This is a genomic window from Cytophagia bacterium CHB2, assembly GCA_030263535.1.
Classification (GTDB): domain Bacteria; phylum Zhuqueibacterota; class Zhuqueibacteria; order Zhuqueibacterales; family Zhuqueibacteraceae; genus Coneutiohabitans.
The window spans coordinates 1-20,329 of sequence record SZPB01000003.1; the positions used below are offsets into that span (position 1 = coordinate 1).

Consider the following 20,329-nt stretch of genomic DNA (forward strand, 5'->3'; position numbering starts at 1 on the left):
ACTTCCCATCACCTCAAGTTGTTCGGGCGCGATGCCAATTTCTTCGCGTGTTTCGCGCAGCGCGGTCGCCAGTGTCGAGGAGTCTTCCGGCTCGACGCGGCCGCCCGGGAAGGCGATTTGCCCGCCATGGCGCGAACCGTCAGCCGTTTTCATAATGAAGACGGCATGAGTTTGCGCCGGCGTTCCGGCTTCAAACAAAATCATGAGCACGGCAGAATGTTTCAGGCCAGGCAAAGGCGCAACACGGGCTTTTGCCGTTTGCAAGAGTTGTTTAAGCGCGCTGGGCGAGAACATAATCGACGGGTTGCAGAAATTTATACGGCTGGATTTGCCGCGCAACCTAGCGAATTTTAGGCCGAGACTCAAGTTTTTTCTCGGCAAAAAAGAAAGGCGATGACCTTTCGTTCATCGCCTTTACGGGCACAGAGATTATCGTTAACGCATGCGGTGCAGATTCGTGGCGCTGGCGTGTTTACTCATTGATAATGAATTCTCCCGGATCGCGGGCTTTACCATCAACCCAAACTTCATAATGCAAATGCGGGCCGGTGGCGCGGCCGGTGGCGCCCACCAGGCCAATGACGTCCCAGCGCTCAATTCTCTGGCCGAGCTTCACATTGACTTGAGCAAGATGGCCGTACAACGTTTTGATGCCATAACCGTGATTCAAAATCACGACGCGACCGTAACCTCGCTTGGGCACGTAGCGGGTCTTCACGAATTCGACGGTGCCGGCTGCCGGAGCATAAACTGGTGAGTTGTACGGCGCCGCCACATCGAGGCCGCGGTGATGCCGGATTTTGCGCACGAAAGGATCGACGCGCTTGCCAAAAAAGTCCGTAATGCGGCCATTAAAAATCGGTTTGATGGAGGGGATATGCTCAAGCTGTTTGCGGCGTTCTTCAAATTTTTCAAAGATGATTTGATGCGCCTCACGGGTGTCGCTCAAGCGCGATTCCAGCTCGGAAATGAGATCCGTGGGGTTGTGTTCGTGCGGAGCGGCTTTTTCTTTCACCTCCGGTTCGTCGCGGTAAAGATTGGCGTCGGGCGTGCCGCGGCCGCCGGTCAGCGTCGGCAGGATATTGTCGTCTTCGTCGATGAACGCGCCGCCGCGGCCGTCGAGCTGCTCGGCTGCGTTTTTTTGCTCGCCCGGTTCGCGCATCGTCAGGGCAAGCGAACGCGTCGAGCCCAGGGTTTTATCAAAACGATGCGCCAGATCTTCCACACGATTTTTCCACTCGGCGAAGCGTTCCATCAGCTTCGCCTGCCGGCGTTCTTGAATTTTGTAATAGAAATTTTCAAAGATGAGTTTCGAGCTGAATAACAAGCCGCCGCCGAGCAAAAAAAGCGCGATCAACCCGCCGGCTAGAATGCCGGCAAAAGTCGAGACGCTAAACTCGGCTTGCTTGTAGTCGCTCCCCCATGTGGAAAAGAGCACCAAACGGATTCTTTTCTTATCCACGGAGGTTTTCTCCATTCATCTTTGTTTGATTGACTTTTATACCCGTGACGGTTCCCTTGCCACGCCGTATCAATAATTGGCTTGCCGCGGGTTGCACCCTCGCGGCAAATTCATCCCTGCCCAAAAGCGCAGGCGCCAGATTTCATGCGGAATTGTAGACTGCGGCTGGCTTTATTTTTTCTGGCGTTGGCGCTCCGCAAAACTCTTTCAGATATTATAAACTATACGCGCGCTGGGGCAGAGTACGGAACAATTCCGAAACTTTACTTGGCGGTGTTGCAAAATCGTCTTGAAATTGACGAGCACGTGAACGTTATTCCTTACGCATGACTTTTAGACGTTGTCAACTGAGACTGACAGCCAGGTTTTGGACGCAAGTGAGCTGGAGGAAAATTTTGTGAAAATCATTTTTTTAACGATGCGACTGTTGCTGGCTCTGTTGCAACGCCTGCTTTACGTCTTGACGGCAGGCCAGCTTCCGCCGTTTGTCAGCGTGGCGGTGGTGGTGAAAGAGCAAGACAAATTTTTGATGATCATACGGCGTGATGGCAAGGGATATGGTTTGCCGGGCGGGCATATCAATTTAAATGAAACGGCAGAGCATGCGGCGGAGCGGGAGGTCAAGGAAGAAACCGGTTTGCAACTCAAAATCACAGGCATTCTTGGCACGCTTTCGGGAAAACGGCCGGGAACGTGGGTGCGCACCGTCGATATCGTTTATGAAGGCCGGGTCGGCGGCGGCGCATTGCGCGATTCGCGCGAAGGGCGCTGTGTCTGGGTTAGGTTGGACGAAGTGCGCGAGCGTGTAGCATTCGATTATTTGAAGATCCTCGAGGCTCTGGTGTAATGTTATGCGGGCGCGACCGGCAAGCGTTGTTTGAGCACGGCGCTGATCGCCGCGAGAATGTGTACCGGCGCTTGCGAAACGTCGATGGTTTCGATCAATTCTTGCGGAAGCGCCGCGAGGGTTTTGTGCATTTCGCGTTCGAAGACGACCAGGCGCTGGCGAATCAGCGGTTCGCTGGCGTCGTCATGGCGATTCTCCAAAACCGCGCGACGATGCAGGCGTCTGATCAAAATTTCGAGATCCGGGCAATGCAACAGCAATATTGCCTTCACTGATGCGACATTTTTCAAGGTCTGAGCTTGATGCGGCGTGCGCGGAAAGCCGTCGAGAATCAGAATGTCCCGCTGCGGTTTGAAGGACCCAATCAAAACGGCGGTCTGCATGTGCTGCGTCCACAAATTGAACACGATATTGTCCGGCACCAGCTCGCCCCGCCGCATGAATTCCATCACCTTGATGCCAAGCTCGCTTTCTGTATCCATCTTGCGAAACATCTCTCCGGTCGAGAGATGATAGAAACCCGGCATCATACCCAAAATTTTTCCCCAGGTGCCCTTGCCGGCGCCCGGAGGGCCGAACAGCAAAACGGTGTTATACAAAGTGGGCGATGTCATTTGCGTCCTCGTTTGGGGGGAATCGTGGATGAAAGTCTGGTTTCAGAAATCGACCAGCCGGCTCCGCACGAGTGACGCGCAATGAAACCGGCCGGTCAATTATTCGAGGATGTATTTAAATAAAAATGAGGAAAGATGCTATAGGAGAAATTGCGGCCGTATTTGTTTTGATTCAACACCGACAAAACGTTTTCACAAAATGATCGTCTCGTGTGAGTTTGTTAGAACCGGTCGCAACAAACTGTACTCATCAAAACGAAAATTTTAAAATCGCGGCCAGCGGTGACCGAACCTCCGGGTTTACTTTTGCCACAATTCCCGCAACGCTGCGCGTGCTTCCGGCTCCGAACGCCGCGACAGCGCCCGCACAGCCGCACGGCGTACGCGTTGATCGACGTCGTTCTTCAAAATTTCCCGCAAGATTGTCACCGCCTCTTTGTCTTCCATTTCACCCAGCATGTCAGCGACGGCAGCGCGCATCGCCCAATTTTGATGCGACCTCATCTTCTGCAATTCCGGAAGCGCCAAATTTTCATCCTGATGCAACAACGAGCGCAACGCCTCAGCTTGCACCGACTCATCGGCGCTCAAATATTTTTTATAGCGCGAGGAAATGCCGGAACGATGAAAGCCATAGTCGAGGAGCGGTGCGTGCGGTGCTAGTACGGGCATCGGCGGAATCTCCGGCATCGGCGGAATTTCGGGAATAGGCAGCATCTCCGGAAAACCTGCCAATTCCGGCAAAGCCATGTGCAATTCAAATGGCAACTCTCGCAGTTGGGCAAGTTCTGCTTCGAGGTCAGGCAATTCCAATGCTGCCAACGCGGGGGCCAGTTCTTCATGCAGATCGGGAAGCGCATCTCGCAATTCTTCCAGCTCGGGGACGAGCTCAAAGCGCAGCCGTTCTCCCATCTCCTCCATCTCCCGCGCCAGTTTTTCATGCTGCCGGGCAAGCTTGCCCTGCTTGAGCGAATCTAATTCATCCGCCCGGCGCGCGTTTTGGGGTCTGGCCTCCGGTTTGTCCTGCGCGCGCAACCGCAGCGGCGCGACAACGAGCAACATCAAACATAAACAGGCGAGTTGTTGCATTCGGCGTTTCATGGCTTTTCTCCTCGAATAATTTTGAGCAAGGCTTCTTTGGCTTTAGGCGAATCAATTTGCCCCAGCGCATTCACGGCCGTACTGCGAACTTTTTGATTGGACGATTGCGACGCGAGTTTGTAGAGCGCCGGCACAGCCTCATCATCATTCGTGTTGCCCAGCGCGTGAATTGCGGCAATCTGCGCCTCCGGCGAAGTGAGATTATTGATCAGTTCGGAAAGCGTGCTGACCGCGACCCGGTCGCCGGCATTGCCGATCGCATAAACCGCGGCTTTTTGTAGCGCTTCATCTTTTTGTGTCATCGCGATTTTCGCCAGCGCCTGCACGGCTTTTTCGCCGCCGGTATTGCCGATGGCATACAGCGCGGCTTTGCGCGCCCCGGGGGCGCGCGCGCCGTCCACCAACGGTTGGAGCTTTTCTACGGCGTTTTCCGAGCCCAGGTTGCCGATGGCATACACCAATGCTTCCGCGATTTTGTCATCGGGTTCAGTCATCGCGCTATTTGCCAGAAACGTGGCGGCTGCGGGTTCACCGGTATTCGCAATGGCATAAGCCGTGGCGCGGCGCACGCTTGCCGTTGTGCTCTTGGCAAAGATGCTTTGCAGGGATTGCAGCGCCTCAGCAGAACCCATATTGCCGATAGCGTATACTGCCGCCTCCTGCAGTTTGGGATCGCCGCCTTGCAGCGCGGTTTTTTCGAGCGCCGGCAAAGCCGTCTCTTCACCGGTGTTGCCCAGCGAGTAAAGCGCGGCTTTGCGAATTTCCAGTGAGGTGGCGTTGCCGAGAATGTCGCTCAAAGCATTGACGGCTTCGCGAGAGGATTGATTTGCAATTGCATAAACCGCGGCTTTGGAAATTTCAGGCTCCGGATCGCTTTTCGCGATGCGCGTGAGAAACGCGACGGCGCCCTCCCAGTCGCTGTTGCCAATCGTCATCACGGCGCTTTTGCGCACGCCCGCATCAGGATCATTCGTCGCAATTTCGCTCAATGTTTTCACGGCTTCCGGCGAATCGATATTCCCGAAAACATACACGATTTTTCTGCGAACATTCGGGCTTTTTTCCGAGGCCAGCAGGCTTTTGAGCGTGTTAACCGTCTCTTCGTCATCGTGCTGCCCCAGGGCGTAAAGCGCCTGCAAGCGCAGCTCTTCATCCGCGTCCTGGCGCATGGCCTGCACCTCAGCTTGATAGCCTGTTTTACCGGCTTTGGCAAGCGCGGCGGCCAGCAAAATCATATTCGCCTTAGCTTCGTCAACGTAGCCGCTGCGTGGATAGTTTTTGATGAAGGTTTTGTAGGCGTTATAAACTTTTTCCGCATCATCGCCGCGTTTTTCCTGGCTGTAGCAAATCCAAAAATTCGCATCTGCGGCATATTTGCTGCCGGCATATTTGCTCAAGAACGCCTGCAATTGCGTGATGGCTTCGGCCCAGCGTTGCTCATAAACGAAATTCTGCGCGGATTTATACGCTTGATAAGCGTCGTCTTGCGCTTCGCCCTTCGGCGTTTGCAACAACGCAAACACTCCGGCCCAGGGATGCGGCGCTTTGCGTTGTTCCACTTCGGCGGCCATTTTGCCCGCAACACATAACATCAATACCATCGACCAAATTAAGCGTCTCATGTGAAAACCTCGTTTCCTTGCGATGAGATGATTACAACATCTTTTTCTGGTGATCCCGCGGCGCGGGCGGCGCTTGCGATTGCCGCGCCAACTCTTCAAGATTGATTTTGAGCAACAAGCCCTCGCGATTGATGCCGTTGCGCACCAACTCGATCGAAGCTAGATCATGCGCGGCCTCGAGATTGGCGATCTGCAACAATACGACTTCCAGTTGATCGAGCAGTTGCACCAGCCGGCGATCGGGAGACTGCTGCAATGTTGCGCGCAAATCGCGCGCTTCCGTGAGCAGCGTGCGCGAAGTCTGCTGCTGATGTTTAAGATCTTGCGCGCTGGCTGCCGAGAGATCTTCATTTACAATGCCGATCAACAGGATCTTCGATCGCTCAAGCAGTTGCTCGCTGCGCGCAGCGACTTGTTGAACCTCAGCAGCGTCCGGCGGCGTGGCGTCCGTCGCCGTCACTTGCGGCGAGTCCTGGAAAAAAGTTCGCCCGATGAAGATGCCGAGCACGAGTACGGCTGCAGCAGAGGCGATTTGCAGGATGGGCGTCCCTCTTGCAGGCATAAACGAAAGCAGACGTTCCCACAGCGAGGGCGAGGGCGGCGGCTCATGATCCATCCGTTTGATCAGACGCTCCCAGTAACCCTCCCAAAAGTGCGCGGGCACATCCGGGCGCTGCGGCTTTCCCAGTGATTCGCGCACCTCGCGAAACTCCGCGAGCATGGCCCGGCACGCCGGACACGACGCCAGATGCGCCTCGAGTTGTTTCTCCTGCCGCGTATCAATATCGCCGAAAAGCTTGTCAATCAGCAGGGTTTCATATTTTTGGCAATTTGTCATGGCGCTTCAACCTTGTTAACTGATTCCCAAATCGGCGCGATAAAACGCGAGCTGCTTTTGCAGTTTGCGCAAGGCGCGGAAGAGCTGGCTTTTCACGGTGCCCTCGGAGATTTTCAAAATCTCGCTGATTTGTTGCAAGGGCATGTCCTGATCATGGCGCATGATGAAAATGCTGCGCTGTTGCGGTGAGAGGTGATCGAGCGCGGCGCGCAAATGCTCACGAATCATGCCGGCCTCGGCAGTTAATTCGGGATTCGCCTCCGCCGTCTCACTGGCATGCGCTGCATGCTTTTCGTTGCCCTCGAATGTTTCACGTAATTCCATTGCCGAAACCGCCTTTTTGCGGCGGCGATTGATGCAAATGTTCACCACAATGCGATACATCCACGAGCTGAGCTGCGCCTCGCCGCGAAAATCGCGAATGCCGTGATAGACTTTCATGAGGGCTTCCTGAGACACATCTTCGGCGTCCTGGAGATTGCCCATCAAATCAAAGGCAAGCGCCACCACGCGCCGTTTGTGGTTTTCCACCAACTCGCGAAATGCCGAGGATTCGCCCGACTGGAGTCGCCGAATCAAATGAACTTCGTCTTCCATCATGCGTGAACCTTTTCAGACGTCTGCCGGGCGTGCCCTGTCATTTCCTATTTGTCTTGCACAAGTTAGGACAGGGGAATACGCCATGAGGTTGACAACGATGGCACAATTTTTTGGTGATAAAATTGCAGGCTGGAAACCGGGATTGTGGGATGGCAATCGTTCCGGTTTTTTTGAATTTCTTGATACCCGACTGGTTCTCAAGGTTGCGCAAATTGCCGGCGCAGCCAATGTTGCAGTGCGGCGGTGAATTCATGCGGCTTTTCCAGGCTGGGAAGATGGCCGGCGCCGTCGAGCAGTTGCAACTCCGCGCCGTGAATTGCTTGCGCCATGTTTTGCGATTCGACCGGTGGAATCAACGCGTCGGCAGTTCCGGCAATGATCAAGGTGGGAACCGAAATGGTTGGCAGCAGATCACTGCTGTCGTTGCGGCTCGCCATGCCCCGTTGCGCGCCCGCGATGCCATGAAACGAAGTGGCTGCCAGCATCGCGTCAATGTTGGTTTTGAGTGAAGGATCCGCGGCATGGGAGGCGGGAGACATCATGTTCGGCAGCATCTTTTCCACCGCAACCGCGCTGCTGCGTTCCCGCTCCGCGCGCTGCGCCATCGCCTCACGATTCGCTTTGCCCTCGGGCGTGTCTGCTGCGGCGCGTGTGCTGACCAACACCAGGCCTTTAACCAAATCCGCATACCGGCGATAAAACGCAAAGGCAACGTAGCCGCCCATCGAATGTCCGGCGATGATGGCCGGCCCGCAGTTGAGATGCTTGATCAGCCCGGCGATATCGTCTGCCAGCCCGGCCATCGTATAAACTTCGCCCGGCGCCTCGCTTTTGCCGTGACCGCGCAAATCCGGCGTGATGACGCGACATTCGTTTTGCAGAGCCTCGATCTGCGGCTGCCAGATTTCATGAGTCAGCGGAAAACCGTGCAGCAGAATTACGGGCAAACCGTGGCCGTGATCTTCATAATGAAGATTGATGCCATTGATGAATGCTTCCATTGCAGTAATTCTCCAACTAACGAGTCAATTTATGCAGGCTGTTGCCGAATCACGATCAAGGCCGCGCCCTCAACTCACCCGCTTTTTGAATTTCAACGCGCTCGCCGTGATGATCAACAATCCGAACAGCGCAAGCGGAATGATTTCATTCCACAAAAATTTGAGCGGCGTGGCCTTCAGAAAGATCTCGCGCAACAAATTGATATAATAACGCATGGGATTTAAATATGTCGCCTGCTGCCAGTTTTCCGGCATATTGGCAATGGGCGTGAGAAAGCCGGACATCAACAAAAGAAAAATCATGAAAAACCATGAAATGAACATGGCTTGCTGCTGGGTGTCGGCAAGCGTCGAAATGAAAATACCCAACCCGAGACTGGTCATGAAATACAGCAGCGAGACGCCGAGCAGCAAAAAATAGTTGCCGGCAAGCTGTAGTTTGAAAAAAATAAATGCGACCGCCAGCATCACGTTGATTTCCACCAGGCCGATGAGGAGAAACGGCAGGACTTTGCCGATGATCAACTCGACGGAGCGAATGGGGGTCACCATCAACTGTTCGAGCGTACCGATTTCTTTTTCACGCACGAGTCCCATCGAGGTTAGGAACATTGTCACAAGCGTGATCAGCAGCCCGATCAGGCCGGGAATCATGTAATGCTTGCTTTCGAGATTGAGATTGTACCACATGCGCGTTTCACTGAGCACAGGCAGACGCCCTGGTTGCGGCTGTGAGAATTCTTGCGCATAGGAAGTGAGAATGCCCTGGGCATAACCAAGGGCGATGCCGGCGGTGTTCGCGTCCAGCCCGTCAGCGATGATTTGCACGTTCGGCCGCAAGCCGCGCTCAAGATTGCGCCCAAAGTCTGCTTCGATAAAAATGCCGAGTTGCGCCTGCCAATTATCCAAAGCGCTGCGAATGCCGCCGGGACTTTCAGCATATCCAATCACATTGAAATAGGGGTTATGGGCAAAACGCCGGCACAATTCGCGGCTGGCGGTGCTGTTGTCGGCATCATAGAGAATGCACGTCACGTTCTTGACGTCAGTCGTAATAGCTGAGCCGATCACCAGCATTTGCACGACTGGCGCGAAAAACATGATGACCAGCATGGCGCGGTCGCGAAAGACCTGGCGAAATTCTTTTTGGATGAGATAGAGAATGCGTTGCATACGATGGTAGCCGGCTAACGGCGCGCTGAGATGAATTTTCGACCCAAGAGTGGGATAAGCAGGTAAGTCAAAGCCATAAATCACCGCGATCCAGGGCGAGCCTACAAAATGACGGAGAGGCAAACGCTGCTAGACATAACGCTTGCACAAGCAGCGTCATTAGATTTAATCTAACAAATCAAATCACATGCTGGAAGGCCGGCGCATCTGCGCGCTCAAGCGTTGCAGCAGCGGCTCCAAATCCGGCGGCAGCGCAGATTCGCTGGCTTCAACGGTGTGCTGTTGCAGCTCGTTTTCGATGCTGAGTTTGTAATAAAAGCGATCAGCGCCTCGGGTGGGCGCGGCGAGATGATCCGGCAGCTCAAAAAAGTTTGCCGCGGTCACCAACTCTTGCCACTCTTGCGCTTCTTCCGGCGACAGTGAGCTTGTATCAATGGTCGTCGCCATGCGCCGTCCCATGAAGCCGCCAAACCGTTCAAATTGGATTAGCATTTTGCTCTCCTTTCCAGTCAACACGTAGTGTCAAAAATGCCTAGCAGAAAATTTCTCGCGGGAAACGTTACGTTTTGATGGTTGCGTTTCTTCGCATGCCCTGTTGTCTGGCTTACGCTTAAATCTGCATTCATCTTCGCAGCAGCGCTGCCAGCGCACCCACCGGCATGAGCAGGCAGCCCTTGTTGCCGCCGCCGGTATCGCCTCCGCCCCCCGTGGCAATGGTAATGCCCACTTCCGCCCAGCCCTTGCGCACCGCCTGCTGTTCCAAACTATTAGCGCCAAAAAGCTCGCCCGCAACTTGATGCGTGAGATTGGCGGCCTCCTGAAAATTCGAGCGCGTCGAAAGTTTGTCGCGCAAGGTGAGATACCAAATGCGCCCGGCTTTTTCCCACGCATACCCGCCGATTTCACGCGCGACCACATGAAACGCATGATTCGGAATGCCGGAATTGATATGTACACCGCCGTTGTCATAATCGACATTTTGATATGCGCTCATATGACCCGGCTGCGGATCCTTGCCCAAAATCGGATCATCATATGCCGTGCCCGGCGCTTTCATCGAACGCAGCGCTGCGCCGTTGACGTTGGCCGTCAGCAAGCCCTGGCCGATGAGCCAGTCCGCCTGGCCGGCGGTTTGATTGAGCTGGCGCTGCTTGACCAGCGCGCCGAACACATCCGAGAACGATTCATTCAATGCGCCCGATTGATCCCAATAAACCAAACGCGCCTCATGCTGCGTGACGCCGTGCGCCAACTCATGGCCGATGATGTCGAGCGCAATCGTAAAGCGATTGAACAAACGCTCGGCAATCGGCAGATCTTCATCGCCGTCGCCATAAACCATTTGCTCGCCGTTCCAAAACGCATTGTCATAGCCCTTGTCATAATGCACCGTGGAATCCAGGCGCAGGCCGTTGCCGTCGATGGAGTTGCGTTCATAGACTTCTTTGAACAGTTGGTAGGTTGCGCCCGCGCCGTCGTAAGCTTCATCAACCGCGGCATCGCCGGTGGGCGGCGCGCCTTCGCTGCGCGCTTTCTGGCCGGGTAATGATTTCCCGTTTTTAGCGTCGTAGACGATGCGTTCCAGGCGATCGGACTGCGCCGCGCGCGCGAGGGTGGCATGCTCGGTGTAGGTCTGCCGCTGCCCGCGAAATTTTTCGGAGGATTCCAGCGTGCGCTTCGCCCACTCCTGCTGCGCCGGCGTGCCATTTTCAGCGATTCGTTTCAGCATGTGTGGAGGTACGACGCATTGCATTTTGTTGATGTGGGTGTGCATACGATGCCTTTGGGGAAAGAGAGTGAATAACTCAGCGCGGATGCGGGGCGCATATTCGTTCGCCTCTGCCGGAATCAACATAAAACAAAACCTCAAAAAGTCAAATGCAAAGTTCGCCCTCGCGCGAGCGAGGCCTCTGCGACGCACCGTCTTTACTTTAGCAGCGCGCGTAATTTGTTTGCCTCTTTTTGTAATGCCGCGATTTCATGCTCTTTTTGTTTTAACTGCTTCTGCAACGCTTTTATGTCCGCATTGGTCGGCGCTGCGCGCAGCAATTTTTCCTTCGCCATCAGTTTGTTGCGCATTTTAGTCAATGCCGCATTGTTGCTCTGCAATAGATTATTCTTTTCGGTAAGCGTTTTTTGCAGGGTATCGATTGCGGTATCGTGCCGGCGCAGCAAATCATCTTTCTCGCGCAATTTGCCGCGGATATCATCCAACTCCCGTTTGGGAATGCAGATGGTCGGATTGTGATCTTGCACCGGATTCGCCGGCTCTTTGCGCCATACCTCCAAGCTCTTGAGCGACTTGACCAGATTGGCCGCAAGTTTGGTCAAGCCGGCCTTGTTTTGTTCATATAAAATGCAACTGTACATTTTGATGTCAAAAGGAATTTCATCTTTCTTGTTGATGATCATAATCGCCTTGTTGCTGATGGCGTGCGCCACGCCCAATTCATAAAACACGTTGGGCCGCCAGTTGGTCAGGTCGGCAATAATCGCGTCGCTAATAAAAATGTGCTCGATAATTTCGCGATTGATATTATACACGCCCTCCAATTCATCCACACGCACGGCCTTAAATCCGGTTTGTTGGCAGGCCGGCTTGATGGCATCGGTGAAAACCGGCATCAAATCCGGATGGAAAGGCATGATTATAAAACAAAGCTTTTGTTTTGTGGCTTTCGACATGTGTGCCTCTGAAAAGGATCAATCGCCGGCGCTCTCATGGCCGGAACGATTTTCAATGGGTGCAATTCCCAAAAGTTGGTGCAGTAAATATGTCGCCCTCACAGGGTTTTAACCTGTTTTTTTTGACTATCTTTCTGCAATCATGTCATCCCTTCGGGATTCTCGGTGCGGAAAATTCAAAAGGGATGACATGATTATAGTCAGTTGGCGTTTTTTTTTCATGAAACCACGAAGTGGTGACATAATTTCGCGGCTCAATGAAAGGGCTATTTTGAAGCACCTACTCACAGCAGACCCGCCTGGCGCAGAACTTCACGAATCTCCAGCCGGGCCGGCTCTTCCAAAGCCAGCAGCGGCGGCCGCGGCGTGCCGCCGAAATAACCCAATTCATCCAGCGCTGCTTTCAATCCCGGTACGCCGAGACGGCTTATGATCAACCTGCCCACCGGCGCGAGTTTGTTAGCCAGGCCTTGCGCCGCTTCCCATTGGTTGTTATCCACCAAGCGCCGCAACTCGACCAGTTCGCGAGGGGCGACGTTGGCCAGCGCGAGAATCGCGCTGCGAAAATTATGCGCGAGCGCTGCGAAAAAAATCGCATCTGAGCCGAGCAGAATTTGAAAACCCTCGGGCGTCTTCTCCCGAAATTCGAGCAATTGACTGAGATTGCCTGCACTATCTTTCATTCCAATGATGTTCTCATGTTGCGCAAGCTGTGCAACCAGGCTTACAGAAACATTTAGATTGGTAAATTTTGGCACATTGTAAATCAGAATGGGAATGGGCGAGGCCTCTGCAATTTTCTCAAAATGCCGGCGTAGAGCCTCGTGCGACATGCTCTCACGATAGAAAAAAGGCGTTAATACCAACGCTGCTTCCGCGCCCAAGTCCGCCACCTGCATGGTAAAGACAGCCGTTGTCTCGGTGGATTCCATGCCGGCGCCGACAATCATGCGTTTCTCGGTTGGGATGGTGCGGCGCGCGACGCGCACGATTTCCAATTTTTCTGTGCGACTCAACAGCGGCGCTTCACCGTTCGAGCCGAGTATAACGTAACCGGATAATCCCGTTTCATTTAGGCGGCTGAGATTTTCCACCAAGCGGTGGGGCGCAAAATGGCTGTTTTCAAAGGGGGTGGGTACCGGTGGGAAAATGCCTTGCAGGTTTAGCGGCATAAAAACCTCTTTCAGTTGGATAAGATACTTGCTCGCGAACCGAAAGGGAATATAAAAATTCAACCCACAAATGCGATGAAAATAAAAAAAGGCCCGAGCCTTTCGACCCGGACCTCTTGGCTGTGAGGGGGAGCCACAACTTTATGGTGAAACGTAGTTGGCGAGTGCGTCCGACATTGCGAGAGCAGCAAAGAGTGTTGAGCTTCCTGCTCAGGTCGTCCTAATGTCAATTCTCCGTTACCAGAAGCCGGCTCATCGTCATGCCGGACGCGCTTGTTTTGCCGACTTCCTGTCAGCGATCATAAGTCATTTGCCTTTTTCTTTAGCAAGCTTCGTGCCGCACGATACGTGTTTCTGTGCCGCGTGTATGTCGCGAGCAAAACCTGGATATTCTCCAATATTCGCGCTGGTTGTCAACCAGACTGCACAAGGTGAATCTGTCTCACAGGCCTTCACTGAAACCAAATGATACAAACTGAATTCCCAATTACATTTTGTGTAAGCTTGTAATGGCAGATAGCGCTTGAGTTTTGCCGAACCAGTTGCTATACTCGCCTGCGATTTAACCGCTAAACGATTAGATTTTCAAAGTCAGAATAAAATTCTGAAAGTGTTTCGCCCACTGAAATAAAATCCCACAGAAAAATTTTCTTTCTGTGGCTGTTCTACTTACTGTAGGCGAAGTCCTCAAAGCTGCTCAAGAGTTTCGATTTTCAGCTTGTTTGAAAACAGGAGTCATATCATGGCAGTTGTGAAGTATCCGCTTTTTTTTGAAGAGAGCTATATGCCTTATATTTGGGGTGGACGAAGATTGGAAACGATGCTCGGAAAAAGGTTGCCGGCCTCCGGCATTTATGCGGAATCCTGGGAGATTTCAACACGGCGGGAAGGAGAGAGCAAGATCCGCAACGGCGCATTTGCCGGCAAAACGCTTACGGAGCTCGTGGCCGCATATCCGCACGCGTTGCTCGGCGAAAATGTCGTACAAAAATACGGCGCACAATTTCCGCTGCTGGTGAAGTTTTTGGATGTGAGTCAGCCCCTCAGCGTGCAAGTGCATCCTGATGACGCTGCGGCGCAGCGTTTGGAAAACGAACGCTTTGGCAAAACCGAGGGCTGGTATGTTTTGCATGCGGAGGAGAATGCCGAGTTGATCTATGGCTTGCGGCCGGGCGTTACACGCGAACAGTTCGCAGCGGCTGCGCGCAAGGATACTGAAGGTGTGTTGCAGCGCCTGCCGGCAAAGACTGGCGACTTCTTCTTCTTGCGAGCCGGCACCGTGCATGCGAGTCTGGGCGGCATGTTGATTTATGAAGTGCAGCAGAACTCCAACACAACGTATCGCATCTTCGATTGGAATCGCGTCGATAACCAGGGCAAAGGCCGGCCGTTGCATGTCGAAAAGGCTTTGGAAGTCATCGACTATAACGTGCACACGCCGCCTCCGCCGGGTGAGTGGCAACAGGAACAGCAAAACCGGTTTCGCTACTTGACCCGAAATGAATATTTCATCATGACCGAACGGACCATTGCGCAGCGCCATCTTTTCCCGCCAGCGCTGCAGAGCTTTCGGATCGTAACGATCCTGCAGGGCACGGGCGTGTTGCGCACGGAAAGTTTTCAGCAGGAAATCATGCGCGGCAATTCATTCCTGCTGCCGGCGGATCTGCCCGAGGCTGTTTGCGAAGGGGAATTGCATTTCATCGAAACGCAGATGGTTTGAATGACGTTTTCGTTCCCCAGTCAAACATATTGGCTCTTTGTCTTTCTTGCTTCTTTCTTTTTGCTTTTTGCTCTATAAGGTGGGATAATGTTTTTCCTCATCGCGTTTAGCATCTATGCTTTTGCTTATGGCTATGTTGGCTGGCGTTTGATTTCTCCCTCCGGGTTGAACGCCTTCATGCAGACCCTGGCGTGGGCAGGCATTTTGATTTTTATGATACTGCCGCCGTTCACATTTGCTTCCTCACGCCGGCGCGAACGCCCGGCGTGGCGGCCTGTGCTCGTGTGGGTGACTTACCTGAGCATGGGAGGCTTGAATTTTTTGTTTTTCCTGCTGCTGTTTCGCGATGTCACATGGCTCGTCTTTGCCGGCGCGCAGAAAGCCTTTGCGTTGGTCAATGGCTCGCCGAGTCTTGCTGCAACCATCTTGCACGGCAATCGTGCAGCCGAGTTTTTGCAGACGACCAATCTCGTCGTGTTAGGCCTGGCCGGTTTGCTGTTGGGTTATGGCGTTTATCAAGCGCGGCGCAAGCCCAGAGTTGTTGACGTGACGATTCCGTTGCAACACCTGCCGGAGGAGTTGCACGGCTTGCGCATCGTGCAGATCAGCGACTTGCACGTGGGCGAAACCATCAAACGCAAATTCGTCGAAAGCGTGGTCGCGCAAGTGCAACAGCTTGCGCCGGACATGATTGCTTTTACCGGTGACCTCGCCGATGGCCTGGTGTCAAATCTTCGTGACGAGGTTGCGCCGCTGGCGAATCTTTCGGCGCGTTATGGCAAATTCTATATCACCGGCAATCACGAATACTATTCCGGCGCGGAACCGTGGTTGGCTGAAGCGCAACGCCTGGGCTTTACGGTGTTGCTGAATGAACATCGCATTTTGCAACACGGCAACAGCCACATTCTCATCGCGGGTGTGCCGGATTTCGGCGCCGGGCCGTTCATTCCGCATCATGATTCTAATCCCGCACTGGCTATTGCCAATGCGCCAAATGCTGACGTCAAGATTCTGCTCGCGCATCAGCCGCGCAGCATCTTTGCCGCCGCCGAGGCCGGCTTCGATCTCCAACTCTCCGGCCACACGCACGGCGGCCAGCTCTTTCCGTGGAATTTTCTCGTGCCCTTGCAACAACCTTATGTGTCCGGCCTGCACAAACACGGCAACACCTGGATCTACGTCAGTAATGGCACCGGCTATTGGGGCCCTCCGATTCGCCTGGGTGCGCCGGCGGAAGTGACGGTGATCAAGTTGATGAAAGCTTGAATTGCTTGGTGATGGTTGAGAAGTTGCTTACAAAAATCCTGTGGCATTCCTGGGGAAAAATTCTATTTTCTGCCTGCATAAACATCCTGCAAACCATGCACACCCTGTTACTACAACGTTAAGTCGACTTCTATTGCAGAGACAAATAGCCCCGAACGGGGCGGGATTGAATTCTGACAAACGTTACGTTTGGGATTGGTGATGCTACAAGAGATCTTATTACGCCCCTTTGTTTCGATGCTGACTCAGCAAGAGTTTTCAACTCATCCAACAGAAAAACGGATGAAAAAACCACAGTTTCACCATGATCGCGTCCCCAACGGGGACGAATATGACAGCGAAGGGCAACGCCCTGAATCGTTAGTCAATAGAATCTCAAACGGCCCCCAACGGGGCGAAATAAACTTCGATTCCAACCCAAGAGAAAACCCTTGAAACCATCGCACGATTCACCTGCAATTTCTCCCGCGGCCATCGCCTCCCCCCAACTCTCCCGCCGGCTTGGCCTGTTTGACGCCACCATGCTGGTCATGGGCGGCATCATCGGCTCCGGCATATTTATGAATCCGTATGTCGTGGCGCAGCAGGTTCACACGCCATTTCTTATTCTCGGCGCGTGGCTGTTTGGCGGGGTAATCGCGTTGCTCGGCGCGTTTATCTATGCGGAATTGGCCGTCCGCATGCCGCAAGTCGGCGGGCAATATGCCTACATCCGCGAGGCGTATCATCCCGCAGTGGCGTTCATCTACGGTTGGTGTCTCCTGCTCGTCATGCAAACCGGCGGTATGGCCGCGGTGGCAGTAACCTTTGGCCGTTACTTCCTCGAACTAACCGGTTTGGCTATGGCAGATTGGATGATCGCCGCCATTGCACTGGCAGCGCTGACCATCATCAATTGCCTGGGCGTACGCGCTGGCAGCACGGTGCAGAGCATCTTAATGGTATTGAAAATCGCGGCGATCGTTGGCCTGGTGTTATGCGGCTTGTTGCTGGCGGATGAATCGCGCATGAGTCTGACGCCTGTGTTTGATCGTTCTGCGGATTTCAATCTGCTCACCGCCTTTGCCGCGGCGATGATTCCCGTGTTGTTTGCCTATGGCGGCTGGCAGACGTCGAGCTTTGTGGCCGGCGAAATGCGCAATCCCGCCAGAGATTTGCCGCGCGGTTTGCTGCTCGGCGTGATGGGTGTGGTGATTCTCTATCTTGCGGTGAACGTTGTGTGTGTGCATGTGTTGGGCGCAGAGGGCCTGGCAAACACGACCACGCCCGCTTCGCAAGTCATGCGCGCCGTGCTCGGTGAAAAAGGCGCGGCGTTGATCGCGGTCGGCATCACCATTTCCACACTCGGTTTTCTGAGCCAGGGCATTCTCACCGCGCCGCGCGTGTATTTTGCCATGGCGGAAGACGGTGTGTTTTTCAAAAGCGTGGCGCGCTTGCATCCGCGCACACATGTGCCGATCGTTGCCATTGCCATGCAGGGAGTCACGGCAATCATCATCGCAATCTCCGGCCGCTACGAACAAATTCTCAACTACGTGGTGTCCGTGGATTTCATTTTCTTCGGTTTGACGGCAACGTGTCTTTTGGTTTTTCGCCGCCGGGAAAAGGCCATGGCTCCCAATCAAAATCATGCGAAAAGTTATCGCATGCCCGGCCATCCCTGGACGACGTTATTCTTTGTCGCGGCATGCTGGCTTATCGTGATCAATACGTTTGTTGCTTACCCACAAAATACGTTGATTGGCTTGGGGATCTTGTTGGCAGGTATTCCGGTTTATTTTTTGTGGCGGAGGAGACGGTGATCATCTCTTGTTGATTTATGAAATGCTGCGTGGCTTGTGCGAGCATATTTTTACAATGAAGGCAAATGCGATATGACCCGTGTGATGGATTCGCCCTACATGCAATGGGCAAAGCTGCACTCTGGCAGTAAATATAATCTCGCTTCAAGTGGACTAACGCATTATCCCCTTGCCGAGCTTTCGGTGCAATTAGAAGATTTGGAGTTGAGCGGCCCGAGTTTCTATGGCTATGAGCCGCTGCAACAGGCGCTTGCAAAAAAATGCCAGGTTGATCCTGCTTGTGTCGTGGCAGCCAATGGCGCATCAATGGCGAATCATCTAGCGATGGCAGTCGCATTCGCGCCCGGGGAAGAGGTTTTGTTCGAACATCCCACTTATGAATTGTTGACTTCGACAGCGCAGTTTCTCGGCGCGCAAATAAGATATTTCAAGCGAAATTTTGCAGAGGGTTTCCGCGTCGATCCGGCAGAAGTCGAACGCGCCCTCACGCCCCACACCAAGCTCATCGTCGTTTCGAATATGCACAATCCCAGCGGTGTGTTCACGGATAATGACACGCTCAAACAAATTGGCGAGCTGGCGCGTGGAGTAGGGGCGAGAGTATTGGTGGATGAAGTTTATCGTGAAGCCATGTTTGAAGCCATGCCGCCGTCAGCTTTTCATTTGGGCGAGGAGTTCATTGTTACGAACAGTCTGACAAAAGTATACGGTTTGAGCGGCTTGCGCTGCGGCTGGATTTTGGCTGGGCCAGATTTGGCGGAAAAAATGTGGCGTTTGAATGATCTCTTTGGCGTCATTCCTCCGCATGCCACCGAGCGTTTGAGCGTCATTGCGCTGGCGCAACTCGATCGTATCGCGCAACGCGCGCGCGCGATCTTGCAGGTGAATCGCAACTTGCTGCATATGTTTTTCGACGCGCGAGATGATTTACAGGCCGTCAAATCCGAGTTCGGCATGATCTCATTTCCAAAACTGCTGCGCGGCGACGTTGCAAGCCTGTGCCGACGTTTGCGCGAGAACTATGAAACCACCGTTGTGCCCGGCCGGTTTTTCGATATGTCGCAGCATTTTCGCCTTGCTATTGGCGGTCCGACGGAGACATTGCGCGCGGGTTTAGAAAGATTAGGGCATGCGCTCGATGAAGGCAGATGAACTGACGAAGGCTAGTAAATCTCGCCCGCGATCCTTCAAAAGCAAAATAGTCCCGTTTGGGCGGAGCTGAAAATTTCGCCCGCAAAAATGAAATCCCACAAGAAAATTTTTGATTCTGTGGGATTTCCAATTTAGTGGGCGAGGCTTTTGAAGCCATTTAAAAGCTTCAGATATTAACTTGCCTGAAAACGAAGATAAAGTTTCCGGGTAATAAAAATTTTGCGTTTTCTGTTGATTCGCGCGCATTCGCGCTTGGGACATTCTTCACGGCTCCAAGAACATCTCGCCCCACACCGCGTCCCAATTCACTTCCGGTTGTTGCTGCGCAGGATCATCAACCAACACACCGCCATCAGCCAAACTCTCACCCACGCCTTCTTGCGCCAGCGCCAATTGCAACCGCTCCATTTCGCGCAGCAGCCACGGTTGAATTTCTCCGTTGCGCAATAGATGTGTCGTATTCGCGCCGTTGCCGTAGGGTTTCACTTTCAAATACCACTCTTGCTCCGGTCCGCCGGTTGCAATGACTTCACCATCAATGGGCGCGAGAATGCGCAGCGTCGTGTTTTGTTTTTTGATCTCCCACGCCGTGCCATTGACTTGCAGTTTGCTTCCAACTTCCGGCAAGGTGACGTGATCCGGCTTGCCGAGCAGGCGCTTGCCAAAATCATCCAATCCGATGGTGACCGTGTCATCGGCTTCCGGCTTCACCCAGGTGTGGCCGCGATGATACATGCGATCCGGCGGCATATCGAAGCCGAGAGTGTTTTCTTCTTCGTGCGCTTTTTTTGATGCGGCGGCGAGAGCGGATTTTCGCGCCTCGAATTCACGGTGCTGCGCGCATTTCCGGCAATCGAATTCATTCGGGCAGAGGCGATAATCCACTTCACCGGCCAACTCATGGCGGCAATGACGCGCGGCTTCCGGCAGATCCTCAAAATCCAAATGCCAGCGGATGAGTTCGTCTTGGCGCGCCTTCAAATCCTTGCGCGCGCGCAGCGAGCATACCACAAGCGTCGTTGCGATAACCACGACGACTGTATAGAATATGCCCAGAAAAATGAGATGGCCAATATTCCACGTGAATCCATAAACTCCCGGCAACATGACGGGTCTCCATTGATGATTTGCATTACACACAAGGCGAATAGAACCGCGACTTATTACTCCTGATATGCAGTGCCCATGAATTTTGTAGTCCCTGCCCCTTGTGGGCAGCTCTCTCGAACAGCGACCCACAAGGGGGGCGGGACTACGATGATAAATGC

Annotated in this window: 20 protein-coding genes; 6 read left to right on the plus strand and 14 right to left on the minus strand. The window is 53.6% G+C overall.

From position 1 onward, the window contains the following. Both FBQ85_00730 and FBQ85_00735 read right to left on the minus strand, forming a co-directional pair. Positions 1-294 (minus strand): CoA pyrophosphatase (locus FBQ85_00730; protein ID MDL1873688.1); only part of this gene is annotated, 294 nt, incomplete at its 3' end. Between the two features lie 178 nt (positions 295-472). Beyond that, positions 473-1,477 carry a M23 family metallopeptidase gene (locus FBQ85_00735; GenBank protein MDL1873689.1) on the minus strand — a complete coding sequence of 335 codons (1,005 nt, stop codon included), beginning with the start codon at positions 1,475-1,477 and terminating at the stop codon, positions 473-475. Positions 1,478-1,859: 382 nt separating this feature from the next. On the opposite strand from FBQ85_00735, the gene FBQ85_00740 reads away from it, so the two are divergent. Continuing rightward, complete coding sequence (locus FBQ85_00740) at positions 1,860-2,309, plus strand: NUDIX hydrolase (GenBank protein MDL1873690.1); 450 nt, start codon at positions 1,860-1,862, stop codon at positions 2,307-2,309. A 2-nt stretch (positions 2,310-2,311) separates the two neighbouring features. Here FBQ85_00740 and FBQ85_00745 read toward each other — a convergent pair whose 3' ends face one another. From FBQ85_00745 to FBQ85_00795, 11 genes are all read right to left on the minus strand, one after another. Continuing rightward, positions 2,312-2,923 carry a nucleoside monophosphate kinase gene (locus tag FBQ85_00745; GenBank protein MDL1873691.1) on the minus strand — a complete coding sequence of 204 codons (612 nt, stop codon included), beginning with the start codon at positions 2,921-2,923 and terminating at the stop codon, positions 2,312-2,314. Between the two features lie 300 nt (positions 2,924-3,223). Further along, on the minus strand, positions 3,224-4,024 hold the full coding sequence (locus FBQ85_00750) for a HEAT repeat domain-containing protein (GenBank protein MDL1873692.1): 801 nt from the start codon (positions 4,022-4,024) through the stop codon (positions 3,224-3,226). After that, the gene (bamD, locus tag FBQ85_00755; protein ID MDL1873693.1) at positions 4,021-5,646 is read right to left on the minus strand and encodes an outer membrane protein assembly factor BamD; all 1,626 of its coding nucleotides are present in this window, start codon (positions 5,644-5,646) and stop codon (positions 4,021-4,023) included. The genes FBQ85_00750 and bamD overlap by 4 nt, the downstream gene beginning before the upstream one ends. Before the next feature lie 31 nt (positions 5,647-5,677). Continuing rightward, entirely contained in the window at positions 5,678-6,484 is an 807-nt protein-coding gene (locus FBQ85_00760; protein MDL1873694.1) for a hypothetical protein, read from the minus strand. Between the two features lie 15 nt (positions 6,485-6,499). Beyond that, a complete protein-coding gene (locus FBQ85_00765; GenBank protein ID MDL1873695.1) occupies positions 6,500-7,084 on the minus strand; it encodes an RNA polymerase sigma factor in 585 nt (194 codons plus the stop codon). A gap of 197 nt (positions 7,085-7,281) precedes the next feature. Continuing rightward, positions 7,282-8,085 carry an alpha/beta fold hydrolase gene (locus FBQ85_00770; GenBank protein ID MDL1873696.1) on the minus strand — a complete coding sequence of 268 codons (804 nt, stop codon included), beginning with the start codon at positions 8,083-8,085 and terminating at the stop codon, positions 7,282-7,284. A 69-nt stretch (positions 8,086-8,154) separates the two neighbouring features. Further along, on the minus strand, positions 8,155-9,381 hold the full coding sequence (locus FBQ85_00775) for an ABC transporter permease (GenBank protein MDL1873697.1): 1,227 nt from the start codon (positions 9,379-9,381) through the stop codon (positions 8,155-8,157). A gap of 60 nt (positions 9,382-9,441) precedes the next feature. Then, entirely contained in the window at positions 9,442-9,750 is a 309-nt protein-coding gene (locus tag FBQ85_00780) for a hypothetical protein (protein MDL1873698.1), read from the minus strand. A 130-nt stretch (positions 9,751-9,880) separates the two neighbouring features. Next, the gene (locus tag FBQ85_00785; protein ID MDL1873699.1) at positions 9,881-11,032 is read right to left on the minus strand and encodes a peptidase M4 family protein; all 1,152 of its coding nucleotides are present in this window, start codon (positions 11,030-11,032) and stop codon (positions 9,881-9,883) included. A 152-nt stretch (positions 11,033-11,184) separates the two neighbouring features. Next, complete coding sequence (locus FBQ85_00790) at positions 11,185-11,943, minus strand: hypothetical protein (protein ID MDL1873700.1); 759 nt, start codon at positions 11,941-11,943, stop codon at positions 11,185-11,187. A 284-nt stretch (positions 11,944-12,227) separates the two neighbouring features. Beyond that, a complete protein-coding gene (locus FBQ85_00795) occupies positions 12,228-13,115 on the minus strand; it encodes a dihydrodipicolinate synthase family protein (protein MDL1873701.1) in 888 nt (295 codons plus the stop codon). Between the two features lie 742 nt (positions 13,116-13,857). On the opposite strand from FBQ85_00795, the gene FBQ85_00800 reads away from it, so the two are divergent. From FBQ85_00800 to FBQ85_00820, 5 genes are all read left to right on the plus strand, one after another. Beyond that, the gene (locus FBQ85_00800; GenBank protein ID MDL1873702.1) at positions 13,858-14,838 is read left to right on the plus strand and encodes a class I mannose-6-phosphate isomerase; all 981 of its coding nucleotides are present in this window, start codon (positions 13,858-13,860) and stop codon (positions 14,836-14,838) included. Positions 14,839-14,925: 87 nt separating this feature from the next. Beyond that, a complete protein-coding gene (locus FBQ85_00805) occupies positions 14,926-16,107 on the plus strand; it encodes a metallophosphoesterase (GenBank protein ID MDL1873703.1) in 1,182 nt (393 codons plus the stop codon). A gap of 201 nt (positions 16,108-16,308) precedes the next feature. Continuing rightward, entirely contained in the window at positions 16,309-16,542 is a 234-nt protein-coding gene (locus tag FBQ85_00810) for a hypothetical protein (GenBank protein MDL1873704.1), read from the plus strand. Positions 16,543-16,628: 86 nt separating this feature from the next. Continuing rightward, entirely contained in the window at positions 16,629-17,909 is a 1,281-nt protein-coding gene (locus FBQ85_00815) for an amino acid permease (protein MDL1873705.1), read from the plus strand. 72 nt (positions 17,910-17,981) lie between these two features. Next, positions 17,982-19,061, plus strand: coding sequence for an aminotransferase class I/II-fold pyridoxal phosphate-dependent enzyme (locus FBQ85_00820; GenBank protein MDL1873706.1), 1,080 nt, complete (start codon positions 17,982-17,984; stop codon positions 19,059-19,061). A 264-nt stretch (positions 19,062-19,325) separates the two neighbouring features. Here the strand turns inward: FBQ85_00820 and FBQ85_00825 are convergent, their stop codons facing one another. Further along, entirely contained in the window at positions 19,326-20,168 is an 843-nt protein-coding gene (locus FBQ85_00825; GenBank protein MDL1873707.1) for a hypothetical protein, read from the minus strand. Positions 20,169-20,329 lie beyond the last annotated feature (161 nt).

Bases quoted from the DNA above. Each gene is read 5' to 3' on its own strand.
- FBQ85_00735 (MDL1873689.1), bottom strand. From the start codon at position 1,477: ATGGAGAAAACCTCCGTGGATAAGAAAAGAATCCGTTTGGTGCTCTTT.
- FBQ85_00745 (MDL1873691.1), bottom strand. From the start codon at position 2,923: ATGACATCGCCCACTTTGTATAACACCGTTTTGCTGTTCGGCCCTCCG.
- FBQ85_00750 (MDL1873692.1), bottom strand. From the start codon at position 4,024: ATGAAACGCCGAATGCAACAACTCGCCTGTTTATGTTTGATGTTGCTC.
- bamD (MDL1873693.1), bottom strand. From the start codon at position 5,646: ATGAGACGCTTAATTTGGTCGATGGTATTGATGTTATGTGTTGCGGGC.
- FBQ85_00760 (MDL1873694.1), bottom strand. From the start codon at position 6,484: ATGACAAATTGCCAAAAATATGAAACCCTGCTGATTGACAAGCTTTTC.
- FBQ85_00765 (MDL1873695.1), bottom strand. From the start codon at position 7,084: ATGATGGAAGACGAAGTTCATTTGATTCGGCGACTCCAGTCGGGCGAA.
- FBQ85_00770 (MDL1873696.1), bottom strand. From the start codon at position 8,085: ATGGAAGCATTCATCAATGGCATCAATCTTCATTATGAAGATCACGGC.
- FBQ85_00780 (MDL1873698.1), bottom strand. From the start codon at position 9,750: ATGCTAATCCAATTTGAACGGTTTGGCGGCTTCATGGGACGGCGCATG.
- FBQ85_00785 (MDL1873699.1), bottom strand. From the start codon at position 11,032: ATGCACACCCACATCAACAAAATGCAATGCGTCGTACCTCCACACATG.
- FBQ85_00790 (MDL1873700.1), bottom strand. From the start codon at position 11,943: ATGTCGAAAGCCACAAAACAAAAGCTTTGTTTTATAATCATGCCTTTC.
- FBQ85_00795 (MDL1873701.1), bottom strand. From the start codon at position 13,115: ATGCCGCTAAACCTGCAAGGCATTTTCCCACCGGTACCCACCCCCTTT.
- FBQ85_00800 (MDL1873702.1), top strand. From the start codon at position 13,858: ATGGCAGTTGTGAAGTATCCGCTTTTTTTTGAAGAGAGCTATATGCCT.
- FBQ85_00805 (MDL1873703.1), top strand. From the start codon at position 14,926: ATGTTTTTCCTCATCGCGTTTAGCATCTATGCTTTTGCTTATGGCTAT.
- FBQ85_00810 (MDL1873704.1), top strand. From the start codon at position 16,309: ATGCTACAAGAGATCTTATTACGCCCCTTTGTTTCGATGCTGACTCAG.
- FBQ85_00815 (MDL1873705.1), top strand. From the start codon at position 16,629: ATGCTGGTCATGGGCGGCATCATCGGCTCCGGCATATTTATGAATCCG.
- FBQ85_00820 (MDL1873706.1), top strand. From the start codon at position 17,982: ATGACCCGTGTGATGGATTCGCCCTACATGCAATGGGCAAAGCTGCAC.
- FBQ85_00825 (MDL1873707.1), bottom strand. From the start codon at position 20,168: ATGTTGCCGGGAGTTTATGGATTCACGTGGAATATTGGCCATCTCATT.